General features: G+C 65.0%; 12 protein-coding genes. 7 read left to right on the top strand and 5 right to left on the bottom strand.

The window, feature by feature from the left end:
- Positions 1–30: 30 nt before the first annotated feature.
- Positions 31–528, top strand: coding sequence for a TspO/MBR family protein (locus tag F550_RS0100070; protein ID WP_018146475.1), 498 nt, complete (start codon positions 31–33; stop codon positions 526–528).
- Between the two features lie 93 nt (positions 529–621).
- Here F550_RS0100070 and F550_RS19035 read toward each other — a convergent pair whose 3' ends face one another.
- From F550_RS19035 to F550_RS0100045, 5 genes are read right to left on the bottom strand one after another with little or no spacing between them, the layout of a single operon-like run.
- Complete coding sequence (locus tag F550_RS19035; protein ID WP_018146474.1) at positions 622–783, bottom strand: hypothetical protein; 162 nt, start codon at positions 781–783, stop codon at positions 622–624.
- A 54-nt stretch (positions 784–837) separates the two neighbouring features.
- Positions 838–2,034 carry a CCA tRNA nucleotidyltransferase gene (locus F550_RS0100060; protein WP_018146473.1) on the bottom strand — a complete coding sequence of 399 codons (1,197 nt, stop codon included), beginning with the start codon at positions 2,032–2,034 and terminating at the stop codon, positions 838–840.
- Complete coding sequence (locus F550_RS0100055; RefSeq protein ID WP_018146472.1) at positions 2,031–2,486, bottom strand: hypothetical protein; 456 nt, start codon at positions 2,484–2,486, stop codon at positions 2,031–2,033. The genes F550_RS0100060 and F550_RS0100055 overlap by 4 nt, the downstream gene beginning before the upstream one ends.
- Positions 2,483–3,118 (bottom strand): CoA pyrophosphatase, encoded by a 636-nt coding sequence (locus tag F550_RS0100050; RefSeq protein ID WP_018146471.1) that lies wholly within the window; start codon positions 3,116–3,118, stop codon positions 2,483–2,485. Before F550_RS0100050 ends, F550_RS0100055 begins: the two co-directional genes overlap by 4 nt.
- Before the next feature lie 6 nt (positions 3,119–3,124).
- Entirely contained in the window at positions 3,125–3,712 is a 588-nt protein-coding gene (locus F550_RS0100045; RefSeq protein WP_233348970.1) for a DUF1285 domain-containing protein, read from the bottom strand.
- Between the two features lie 67 nt (positions 3,713–3,779).
- Between F550_RS0100045 and F550_RS0100040 the strand changes: the two genes are divergently transcribed.
- From F550_RS0100040 to F550_RS0100015, 6 genes are read left to right on the top strand one after another with little or no spacing between them, the layout of a single operon-like run.
- A complete protein-coding gene (locus tag F550_RS0100040) occupies positions 3,780–4,769 on the top strand; it encodes an AAA family ATPase (protein WP_018146469.1) in 990 nt (329 codons plus the stop codon).
- A 1-nt stretch (position 4,770) separates the two neighbouring features.
- Positions 4,771–5,229 carry a hypothetical protein gene (locus tag F550_RS0100035; protein ID WP_018146468.1) on the top strand — a complete coding sequence of 153 codons (459 nt, stop codon included), beginning with the start codon at positions 4,771–4,773 and terminating at the stop codon, positions 5,227–5,229.
- Positions 5,219–6,082, top strand: coding sequence for a DUF58 domain-containing protein (locus tag F550_RS0100030; RefSeq protein WP_018146467.1), 864 nt, complete (start codon positions 5,219–5,221; stop codon positions 6,080–6,082). Before F550_RS0100035 ends, F550_RS0100030 begins: the two co-directional genes overlap by 11 nt.
- Positions 6,079–8,955, top strand: coding sequence for a DUF4159 domain-containing protein (locus tag F550_RS0100025; protein ID WP_018146466.1), 2,877 nt, complete (start codon positions 6,079–6,081; stop codon positions 8,953–8,955). Before F550_RS0100030 ends, F550_RS0100025 begins: the two co-directional genes overlap by 4 nt.
- On the top strand, positions 8,952–10,991 hold the full coding sequence (locus F550_RS0100020) for a hypothetical protein (protein ID WP_018146465.1): 2,040 nt from the start codon (positions 8,952–8,954) through the stop codon (positions 10,989–10,991). Before F550_RS0100025 ends, F550_RS0100020 begins: the two co-directional genes overlap by 4 nt.
- Before the next feature lie 7 nt (positions 10,992–10,998).
- Positions 10,999–11,787, top strand: coding sequence for a hypothetical protein (locus F550_RS0100015; protein WP_018146464.1), 789 nt, complete (start codon positions 10,999–11,001; stop codon positions 11,785–11,787).
- The last annotated feature ends 511 nt before the right edge of the window (positions 11,788–12,298 follow it).

Raw genomic sequence — 12,298 nt, 5'->3', positions numbered from 1 at the left:
CGCGCGCCAGCGCCCTGATAAGACGAAAAAATGACCGAGACATCAGACACCAGCAAAAACAGCCCGTGGCGCGCCATCATTGCGATCATCGCTCTGACGATCGCGGTTGCCGCGCTTGGTGGTCTGGTCTCCGGCGGCAGTCAGGACCCGTGGTATGCGGCGCTGAACAAGCCGCCTTACAATCCGCCAGACCAGGCCTTCGCCATCGTCTGGCCTGTGCTCTATGCGCTGATGGCGCTTGGCGCGATCATCGTGCGCCTGAAAGCAAAATCCTTTGCCCGCGCCAGCGCAGCGCTCGGCATTTTCTTTACCCAGTTGGCCGTGAACCTCTCCTGGAGCTGGGTCTTCTTCGGCTTCCAGTCGCCGCTCATCGCGCTCATCATCATCGCCATCCTGCTGGCGCTCATCATCCTGATGATCCGCGCCTTCGCGCGCCACTCGATCATTTCGGCCATCCTACAGGTCCCCTATCTCGGCTGGGTCTGCTTCGCCGCCTACCTCAACGGCTTCATCGTCTACGCGAACTAGACGCCTCAGACCGGCTCGACGTTCTCACGCAGCCAGTCGGCATAGGCCTCAGGACCAATCTCGCCGAAGATTTGCGGAGCCAGCTCGTCTCACTTATCTGGCAAGCGCGCGCAGCAACGCACTGTTCTCGGCCATGATATCTTCAGCCATGTCCATGAGATCATCAGCGTCAACGTCGACAGCTGGAGGCTCGATCCGGCCATCTTGGCCAGCTTCAGTTTCCCTGAGGCCCTGCGGTTTCTTTTCATCCGTCATCTGAGGCCTCATTGCTACAACGCTGCTTATACAAAATTCGCGCAAAGCGCGCAATCAGGATTTTTTCGCCAGTCTCGCCAGCAGCTCTTCCCGGTCTGGCTGGAAGTCCTCGCCCATCCACCATTCTTCGAGCGCGCGCAGCGCCTTGCCGATCTCGGGCCCCTGAAGGCCCGCCGCCAGCGCATCTTCGCCGCCGACGGGAAACTCTGGCCGCTTCCAGGCGCGGATCGCGTAGAGATGGTCGCGGACATTCTCGCCGGAGGTCAGCGCGCGGTCGACCACGGCCTGCTTGCCATGCCAGTAGAGCGCCCGGCGGAGCTCCGCGCCCGTCATGCCCTGAACGGCTGGCAGATTGTCGGCCGCCCACATGGTCAGACGGTCCGCCTCGGCATTGGACAGCTTGAGCCGTTTGGACACCGCCATAACCGACGGCGCGCTGCGGTCGATCAGCGCCATCAGACGCAGCATCGGATCGGCGCCGACACCGGACAATGTCTCACTGACGCGCAAATCATGCAGCCCATCCAGCGACTGCGATTCCGGCAACAGGAGCGCCAATACCTCGCTCTCCACCATCGCATTGACCGCAGGCGTCGGGTCTGGCGCGCTTAGCAGCTTGCGAAGCTCCTTCCAGATCCGCTCCACGGCGATCTGGTGCAGCCCATCCTTCTGGCGGGCGCAGGCAGCCTGGCCCTCCGGGTCGATCCCCGCGCCATACCAGGCATTAAAGCGATAGAAGCGAAGAATTCGGAGATAGTCTTCGCGCAGGCGTTGGTCTGCGTCGCCAATAAAAATGACACGGCCAGTCTTCGCATCGTCGAGGCCCCCGCCCGTCGGGTCATGCAACGTGCCGTCCGGGTCAGCATAGAGCGCGTTCAGCCGGAAATCGCGGCGCGCAGCATCCTCGGCCCAGTCCTCGGTGAAGGCGACAACGGCGTGACGCCCATCGGTCTCAACGTCGCGGCGAAGCGTGGTGATCTCGAACGGCTTGCTGTCGATAACCGCCGTGATGGTGCCATGCTCGATCCCTGTCGGAATGGCGCGGATACCGGCGGCCTCCAGCGCGGCGATCACCGCCTCAGGCGTCAGCTGCGTGGCGATATCGATATCATCGACCGGCTTACCCATGATCTCGTTGCGCACGCAGCCACCAACAAAGCGCGCGCTGCCGGGCCTTGCATCATGCAAGGCGGCGATCACGGCGCGTGTGGTGGGCGCGTCGATCCAGTCAGTGTTCTCTAGCCGGGTCATTGCGGCGCAGCGGTCGTGCGGTCTTCAACGTCTTCGCTTTCCAGCGTCGGTGTGTCATCACGCGCCTCCGGGTCCAGCGGGCCGGGCGGCTCGTTTGGCCCAGCCGGGTCACTTCCGCCAAGGCCCTTCGCACGGCTGCCGGGGTCACGGCTTGCCGGCAGGCCGAGCTCGTCCCTGCGCTTTTCGCAAGGCACCTCTTTCGCCGCCACAATCCTGCCTGTTTCCGGATCGGTATAGGAGCGCTGGATGCACGTGTCCCGCCCGCCCCGGTCCACGAAAATCAGCACGATCCACGCCAGCACGGCCAGCGTCGCGCCGATGGCGAACAGGCTGGTAATCGGCCAAGGTTTGCGCCCTTCTTCTATGGCTTCCTGCCGTGCCAGCCGCCAGACGCCATAGGCGAAGAATGGCAACAGGAACAGCACAAGCTGAAAGATGATCCTGTAGGTCAAGCCGCTTCCTCCCCGGGTTCGTATAGCCGTTCATATAAAGCGCGTATGATCCCTGCCGTCACGCCCCAGATGCGGTGGCCGTCATACGGCATCTCGTAATAATGCCGGACCTGGCCTTTCCAGCTTGTCTGCTGGCGGTGATGGTTGGCCGCCTTCATCAGGAAGGAAAGCGGCGTCTCGAACACACTGTCGACCTCCACCGGATCGGGCCGCGCGACAAAGCTCTCGTGCAGGACAGCCAGCACCGGCACGATGCGAAATCCGGTACCTGTAATGTACGGCGCCCCGCGCGCGATCAGCTCAATCCGGTCCGGGTCGATGCCAACTTCCTCTTCGGCCTCGCGCAGCGCAGCCTCGATCTCATCTGCGTCGATCGGGTCGACCTTGCCACCTGGAAAGGCGACCTGACCGGGATGCGTCGGCATGGTGTCCGGGCGGTGTGTCAGAAGGACCGCAGGCCCGCCAGCCCGCGGAATGATCGGCACCAGAACCGCCGCCCGCCGAATACCGGCAATGCCGTCTGCGTCCAGAAACTCGATGTCGCCGCCCTCAGCCAGGCGTTCCTCCCCGGTGACCGGGTCGAGGCGCAGGCGCGCACGCGCCAGAAAGTCGTCGAGGTCCACAAATGCCATATTCCGTCAGTCCTGCGCCGGACCGATGTCGAAGAACACACCATCCGACCAGACGCCAAGCCGGCCAGCATCATCAGGCGAAGGCACCGCCATGGCCGCAAGCTCATAAAAGACCGGACGCGACAGTTTCGCTTCAAGCCGCCCGCGCACCAGCAGATAGGGCGACGGCTCAAGCGTCTCCGGGTCTGTCTCGATCCGCAACGGATTGTCAGCGCCCGCAACAACCACATCGCCAACATTGGTCACAAAGGCCAGCGACTGGTCCTCGCCCGCTTCGCCTGCCCGGTCGACACGGGTCGCAATGAATGCCGCATCGGACACATGGACGACAACCTTTTCGTAAGGCGTCACCAGCCAGTGCGAGCCGTCTTCGTCCTTGCGCAGGATCGTCGAAAACAGCTTCACGAGCTTCTGGCGATTGACTCGCCCGCCTTCATGCCACCAGCTGCCATCGGCCCTGATTTCCATGTCGATATCGACAGACCGCTCCGGCGACCAGCTCTCAACAGGGGGCAGTTTTTGCCCGCTCGGGTCCGGTGCGATGACTTTCAGCAGGTCGTTCAAGCTGATTGCAGTGTTTTCATTGGATTTCACGTCGCGCTCCGCCATCATTCTGCCTAGACGTAGGTCTGAACTAGCCCGGAGCAAAGACGGAGACCTCATGGCAGACGATAATGACGCGGTTGTACAAGAGGCAGAAGCCGCTGGCGAAACGCTGGAAAAGGTCAAAGCCGAGATCGCGAAAGCCGTCTTCGGCCAGGACCGCGTGATCGAACTTGCCCTGTCGGCCATTCTGGCAGGCGGCCATGCGCTGCTGATCGGCGCGCCCGGTCTTGCAAAGACCCGCCTTGTCGAAGCCATGGGCACCGCCCTTGGCATCAACTCGCAGCGTATCCAGTTCACGCCAGACCTGATGCCATCAGACATTCTCGGCTCTGAAGTGCTCGACGAAGGCGCCAGCGGTGAGCGCAGCTTCCGCTTCATCAAGGGCCCGATCTTTACCCAGCTTCTGATGGCAGACGAGATCAACCGCGCTTCGCCGCGTACCCAGTCTGCGCTTCTTCAGGCCATGCAGGAACGCCACGTCACAGTGGCCGGCGTCCGCCATGACCTGCCTGCCCCTTTCCATGTGCTGGCCACCCAGAACCCGATCGAGCAGGAAGGCACCTACCCCCTTCCAGAGGCCCAGCTTGACCGCTTCCTTCTGAAAATCGACGTCACCTATCCAGATCTCGACACCGAGCGCCAGATCCTCGTCGAAACGACGGGGCTTTCGGACGCGGTCGTCTCCCCGGCCATCGACGGCGAACAGCTTCAGGCGCTTCAGCGCATCGTCCGCCAGATGCCCGTCGGCGAAAAAGTCCTCGCCGCCATCCTCGCCACCGTGCGGGAAGCCCGGCCTGAACAGACTTCGGACGAGCGTGTCAAACGCTTCGTTGACTGGGGCCCAAGCCCGCGCGCCGGTCAGGCGCTTATGCTGGCCTGCCGGTCCCGCGCCTTGCTTCGCGGTCGTCTCGCGCCATCGCTGGAAGATGTCGAAGCGCTCGCCGAACCCTGCCTCGGGCACCGTATGGCCATGCGCTATGATCCGACCGGTCAGGCCCCGACCATGCGCGAGCTGATCGACGACCTCGCAAAATCGACAGGCTGATATGCAGGCTGCCACGCCACAACTTTGCCGACTGGCCGCAGGCCTGACGCTGGCTGTGGCCGCGCTAGCGGCTTGTGAGCGTGACCCCGGTCCGCCATCAGGCGACGAGCTCGCTGACTGTTACCGCACCATCCAGCGCGCAGATCTCGCCATGGAGGTCAGCGGCACAGGCCTTAGCGCCTCAGATCGCCGGCTTGTCCAGGCAGAGCTCGATACCGCGGCCGTCCGCGTCCTCTACGCCTGGTCCAACCGCGAAGGCGTCGGCCTCTCGGCTGGCAGCATCGAAGATGAAACGTCCGAGGCCCAGAGCTTTCTGCGCGGCGTTGAAGCCGAGGCTGGCCTCAGTGAGCAGGACCGGTTGAGCGAGCGCACTGACGCCTCAGGCACGCCAATGGCATGGCGCACCAAGTTCGATGCCGCGCTCGACTGCGCCGATGAGGTGTCCACCGATGGATCTTGAGGCGCTGAGGGCAGAGGCTGAAGACATCGTGCGCGCCGTGCCGGGCCTGAGCCTCAAGGCACGCGCCGCAGACGCCGCACACCTTGGCGCAGCCGGGCGCAAACGTGCAGGCACAGGCGAGCAGTTCTGGCAGTACCGGCACTATTCGCAGGAAGACACCGCCCAGCGGATCGACTGGCGCCGGTCTGCCCGCGGCGACGATATCTATGTCCGCGAGACCGAACTTGAGACCGCCCGGACAATCCTCTTCTGGTGCGATCCGCATGCAGGCTTTGACTGGAGCGGCGACGGCGGTCGGCGCACCAAGGCTGACACCGCCCGCATCCTGATGCTGGCAAACGGCTTGATGCTGTCGAAAGGTGGCGAACGCATCGGCGTCCTTGGCAGTGGCCGAAAGCCAAGCTTCGGCAAGGCGTCGGCAGACAAGCTTGGCGAAGACTTGCTCAATTCCGGCAACGCGCAGTTTCCGCCGCCGCCACGTGCCCGCGCCATCTTCGCCATCGCCAGCGACTTTTACGATCCGATAGATATCTGGCGCGACCGGCTGGCGCCTCTGGCGCGGGCCTCAAAGGAAGGCGTCCTCATCTCCATCAGTGATCCGGTGGAAGAGAGTTTTCCCTGGAAAGGCCGCGTCCGTTTCAGCCGTCCGGGGGCGCCCCTCTTTCGCATATTCGGCCGCGCCGAGACCATCCGAGAGACCTATCTGGAACGGTTCAGGGCGCACGCCGCGGCCATCGAACAGCTCGCGATCAGCTTTGGCTGGCAGCATGTCCATCATTCGACCGGCGACGACATCCTGCATGGCGCAGGCGCGCTGAAGCAGGCCTTCGAGACCTTCGGGGCGCGGCTATGACGCTCGGACCATTCCTTCTGGGGGCCCCGCTCGCGCTGCTCGGCCTCATCGCGCTGCCGGTGATCTGGTACATCCTGCGCGCCACGCCGCCTGCCCCGCAGGAGGCCGCCCTGCCATCGCTGCGCCTGCTCGACGATGTCGAACCGCAGGACGAGACCCCGGCACGCACCCCCTGGTGGATCCTGCTTATCCGGATACTGGCCGCCGCTGCCGCAATCATCGGCCTCGCCAAACCAATCTACGCGCCGGGCGCGCAGGCAACAGGCGAAGCCAGCGGTCCTGTTCTCGTCGTGATGGACAATGGCTGGACCAGCACACCGCGATGGAGCGAGATGCGGTCTGCCGCCTCCGCCGCGCTAAACGGCGCAGGCCGCGACACGGCGGGCCACATCCTTTTGACCGCGCCGCGCAGCCTCAATACGGACCCGGGCGAACGGCTGACCCGAACCGATCTCTCGGCACGGCTCGATTCCCTTGATCCTGTGTCGTGGGGCGTCGACCGCGAAGATGCGCTAGAGCGTCTCGACGCGTCCGGCATCCAGCCGGGCCGTATCCTCTGGGTCAGCGACGGGCTCCACCCCCAGTCGGCTAGCGACTTTGCAGACGCGCTTGCGGCCCGTGCCCCGCTCAGCGTTTACGCGGCCCCGCCGCGCGGCCCGTTTGCCATCAGCGGCCTTGTCTCGCAGGCTGATGGCGCCGCGCTCACCCTTCACCGCGTCAACACAGGCGACGCGGCGCAGACCTACGTCTCCGCCCTCACACTGGACGGCGCAGCTCTTGCCACCGCCGAAGCCGAATTTGCCGTCGGCGAGACCACTGCCACGGCCCGCTTCGATGTGCCTGCCGCCGCTCTTGCCCGGGTCGAGCGGTTTGCCATCACAGGCGAGCAGGGCGCAGGCAGTCTCTGGCTTTGGGACTCGTCTGCCCGCTCGCGGCGCGTCGGTCTTGTCTCCGGCGATGCGACCGCCCAGCCGCTTCTCTCGGACATGCACTATGTCCGCCAGGCGCTCGAACCCTTTGCCCATATCACTGACGGGTCGATTGAAGAGCTGGTCGCCGCTAACCCCGACGCCATCATCATGACCGATATTGGCCAGCTCGCCCCTGATCTTGAAGAGCGCATGACCGCATGGGTCGAAGATGGCGGCGCGCTCATCCGGTTTGCAGGCCCACGGCTTGCCGCGCAGGCCGACAGCCTCGTGCCGACACCGCTTCGCCGCTCCTCGCGCGCGATTGGCGGGGCGCTCACCTGGGAAGAGCCGCAAAGCATTGGCAGCTATCCCGAAACCTCTCCTTTCGCGGGCCTCGCGGCCCCTGCCGACATCAAGATCCGGCAACAGGTTCTCGCCCGTCCTGACCCAGAGCTCACCAGCCGGACATGGGCGCGGCTGCAGGACGGCTCACCGCTCGTCACGGGCGCCAGCCGCGGACAGGGCACGATCGTCCTCTTTCACGTGACCGCCGGGCCCGACTGGTCCGACCTCCCCTACTCAGGCACCTTCGTTGAAATGCTCCGGCGCGCCATCGCCGCGGGCCGCGGTGAAACCGCTGAGGACGCCGAAGGCACCTATACGCCAGAGGTTGTGGTCAATGGCTACGGCCAGCTCGTCAGCCCCGGCCCGAACGCTTCGCCCATCGCTGCCGCCGACTTTGGCGGTCTTGTCCCGTCAGAAGCAAACCCGCCCGGTCTCTATCGCGGCCCGGCTGGCACGCGCGCCGTCAATACCGCTGCCGGCGGCATCCCTGCCCTCGTCACCACCTGGCCCGCTGGCACAGAGCTGTTGGGCGATGCACAGGCCCAGACGGTGCGCCTTGGCGGCTTGCTTCTCGGGTTTGCTGGTCTCCTGATCGCGCTCGACCTCATCATCGCGCTCGCCATCGCCGGGCGCCTGCCGGTCCTGCGGCGCGGGGCACACGCCGCCCTTATCGCGCTTGGGGCCTTCACCCTCATTCCGATGGCCGACAGGCCAGCCGAAGCCCGCCAGTTCGATGACATGCGGCCAAACCTCTACAGCTACGGCGTCTCGCCCGGCTATGGCACCGAAATCGAACAGACAGGCGAGATCGACAAGGCGATGGAAGCGCTGCTGGAAATGCGCCTCGCCTATATCGAGACCGGCGACGCCACGGTCGACCGCACCACGCGCGCAGGCTTGCGCGGTCTCTCGCTTGTTCTCTTCCGCCGCACCTCCGTTGAACCGGCAGAACCACACGCCGTCGATCCGGAAACCGACGCGCTGGACGTCTATCCGATGATCGTCATCGGCCTGCCGGACAACGCCGAACCGCTCAGCTCCCGCGCGGTTGAGCGCCTCAACGTCTACCTCCGCAATGGCGGCGCGCTCTTCATCGATACCCGACGCGGCGGCAGCGTCGCAGGCACCAACAGCTTTGCCGACCTCGACCGCGTCCTGCCCGGCCTCGACACCCCGCCGCTGCAGCCGGTGCCGCAGGACCATGTCATGACCCGCAGCTTCTACCTGATCGACGGCTTTCCCGGCCGCTATCAGGACCGCCAGCTCTGGATCGAATCCTCCGGTGTCGGCGAACAGGCCACACGGCGCGGCGACGGCGTCTCCGGCCTCATCATCGGCGATGCCGACTACCTCGCCGCATGGGCCATCGACGACAATGGTCGCCCCCTGCTCAGCGTCGATGGCGGCGACGAACAACGCGAAATGGCGCGCCGCTTTGGCGTGAACCTCATCATGTACGTGCTGACCGGCAACTATAAGGAAGACCAGGTCCACATCCCGGCCCTCCTCGAACGCCTCGGCGAAGGCGAGGATGGCGAGACCGCCCCCCCAGTCGGCGCGCCCGGCGAGATCGACCTTGAAGAGATCCTGCGCAGACAGGAGCAACAGCCCGAATGACCGAAGCAGGCCGCATAAGTTTCGATCCGCTGCTGGGCTGGCCGCTCATGTGGGCGCTGCTTGCGCTCTGCGTGCTGGCCTACGCCGCCTATCTCTACTGGCGTGGCCGCGCCTGGCTGATGCGGGCCGCCGTCCTCACCGTGCTCGCCGCCGCCCTCGCCAACCCCGCCTATGTCCGAGAGGAACGCGACCCGCTGCCCTCGGTCGCCGCCATCATCGTCGACCGCTCCGAGAGTATGAGCTTTGGCGAACGCAAAGCCATCGCCGACGCCGCCCTCGAAAAGCTGCGCGCCGACATGGACGCCGATACCTCGCTGGAAGTCCGGCTCATTGAGACCAATTCCAGCGCCGACGGCACCAATCTCATCGCCGCCCTTGAAGGCCTGATGGCTGACGTCCCGCGCGACCGGATCGCCGGGGCGGTCCTCGTCACCGACGGCCAGGTCCATGACGTGCCAGAGGACCTCTCGCGTCTTGAAGCCCTCGGCCCGATCCACAGCCTCATCACGGGTGACCCCGAAAGCGGCGACCGGCGCATATCCCTGGTTCGCGCCCCCGATTTCGGCATTGTCGGCGAAGAAGCCGCCTTCGTCGTGCGCGTGGATGACCCGGTCAGCCCACAGGCCACCGTCACCTATTCCATGAATGGCGGCGAGACCCGCCAGATCACCGTCCAGACCGGCACGGACACGCCGCTCCCCATCGAGATTGAGCGGCGCGGTGACAATATCGTCGTCGTCGAGACCCCGGCAGGCGAGCAGGAACTGACCCTCGCCAATAACCGCACCGCCTCCACCCTCTCAGGCGTGCGAGACCGCCTCCGCGTCCTTCTCATCACCGGCAAGCCGAACGCCGCAGGCCGTGTCTGGCGCGACTTGTTGAAATCAGACCCGTCGGTCGATCTCGTCCACTTCACCATCCTCCGCCCGCCCTACAAGCAGGACGTCACCCCGCTTGAGGAAATGGCACTTATTGCCTTCCCGACCGATGAGCTTTTCGAAGACAAGCTGAAGGAATTCGACCTCATCATCTTCGACCAATATGAACGGCGCACCGTCATCACGATGAGCTATCTTGCCAATATGGCCCGCTATGTGGCCGAAGGCGGCGCACTCCTGATTGCGGCGGGTGAAGACTTCGCAGGCCCTGCCAGCCTTGCCAACACCCCTCTGGCCGGCGTCCTGCCAGCGCTCCCCACCGGCACCATAAAAGTCGGCAAATTCACGCCGCAACTCTCCGAAACCGGCCGCCGCCACACCATTACCCAATCCCTGCCAGACCAGTCCTGGGGCGACTGGGTCCGCTATATCGAGGCCGTGCCAGAGGTCGGAGATGTCCTGATGACCGCGCAGAATGATGACCCGCTGCTGGTTGTCGACCGCGTCGGAGACGGCCGTGTCGCGCAGATCCTCTCAGGCCAGATCTGGCTCTGGGCGCGCGGCTATGATGGCGGCGGCCCCTTCGCCGAACTCATCCGCCGCACCGTCCACTGGCTGATGAAAGAGCCTGAACTTGAAGAGCGCCAGCTCCTGCTCGAAGCCCAGGGCGACACGATGCGCGCCCGCCTGCGCACCCTCTCTGACACCGCCCCTACCTTAAGCGTCGAAACCCCGGACGGCGAAACCCTCAACCCCCGCTGGACAGAGACTGGCCCCGGTGAGTTCACCGCAGAGCTTCCCATCGACCAGCTCGGCCTCTTCCGCGCCACATCCGGTGGCCTCGAAGCGGTGGCCTTGAACGGCCCCGCCAATCCAAAGGAATACGCCTCCCTCGAAGCGACCGGCGACGTGCTTCGCCCGGTCTCGGAGGCCACCGGCGGCGGCATCTATGACCTCACTCGCCCCGGCGCGGCCCTCCCGGACCTGCGCCGCGTAAGCGCGAGCGCCAACGCGGCGGGCGCAGGCTGGTTCGGCCTGCGCGAGCGCGGCGCCTACGCCGTCCGCAGCTCCACCTCGGTCCCGCTCCTCCCCGGCCTCCTCGCCGTCATCCTCATCCTCGCCTTCCTCATCCTCGCCTGGCGCCGCGAGGGGCAATAAATCCGCCATGACCAGCCTGGCTGAGGCCCTTCTCCCTCTCCTTGAGGCCGAAGCCGGTCAGCACAGCAATGCCACTGCCATCATCTTCATCTCCGGCGCGCAGGGCATCGGCAAATCGACGGCGCTCCAGTCCGCGCTTCAGGCCCTCGGCCCCCGCGCCATTGGCCTTGGCATAGACGACTTCTACCTGCCCAAGGCAGACCGCCAGCGCCTCGCCGACGACATCCACCCCCTATTTGCAACGCGCGGCGCGCCCGGCACGCATGACGTGCCCCTTCTCATCGACACGCTCACCGCGCTCAAGACCGCACAGCCGGGCACAGAGCTCACCCTCCCCCACTTTTCCAAACGCGATGACGACCGCGCCCCAGGCCCGCGCCGCCTCACGCTCGAAGATCGCCCCCGCCTCATAATCCTCGAAGGCTGGCTTATGGGCGTGGCGCCTGATCCCGCCGCCCCATCGGATGCGCCGCTAAACGCCGTCGAGGCCGAAGACACGGCTGGCGACTGGCGGCGCCATCAGGAAGCCCAGCTCGCCGGGCCTTACGCCGCCCTCTGGGACATGGCGGATCGTTTCATCCACCTCGACGCGCCCGGCTTCGAGACGGTCCTGGGCTGGCGCCTTCAACAGGAAGCCGGCAATCTCGGCAGACCGTCGGGGACGTTGACCGACGCGGAAACGCGCTGGGTCGAACGCTTCATCCAGCACTATGAACGCCTCACCCGCCGGCTTCTGGCAGGAAAGCGGCGCCCCGGAGAAACGATCAGGGTGCGCGAAGACCGGACGGTAATCTGAGGCCCCGCCTTGAAGTACGCGCGAACGAATTCCCCTCTCCTTTGGGAGAGGGGCTAGGGGTGAGGGGGAGCAACTTCAGCAAAGCACGCGTCCGTAGCAGTGATGCGCAAGAGCCCCGCCCGAGGGAGAGCACCACCCGCAATCCCCACCACAAAACCCGACCCCGTCATCCCGGAAAAGCCGACAGGCTTTATCCGGGACCCAGCGCAACCAAGCCAGACCAACTGGGTCCCGGTCTTCCGCTCCGCGAAAACCGGGATGACGATGATCGTGAGATTCTGCCGTTTACGTGGACGTGGCGTCTATGACGGGCGGTAGAACGCTGCGACTAAGCCCCAACGCTCAGGTGGAGCCATCTCTTAAAAATTAAGTCTTGAACCACTCTGTCTGATCACCATATGTTCAGGGTCCATTATCGTCCTGGCACTGACCGCTTCGCATGAGCAATCGGCAAGGCGCGAGGGCCTAGGCGGTATCATCGAAGTTGCTTCGGCGGCTGAGTTGTCTGTTG

Source organism: Henriciella marina DSM 19595, assembly GCF_000376805.1.
Taxonomy (GTDB): Bacteria; Pseudomonadota; Alphaproteobacteria; order Caulobacterales; family Hyphomonadaceae; genus Henriciella; species Henriciella marina.
The sequence above is the reverse complement of the archived record's forward strand: the minus strand, read 5'-3'. Positions and strand labels throughout refer to the sequence as shown.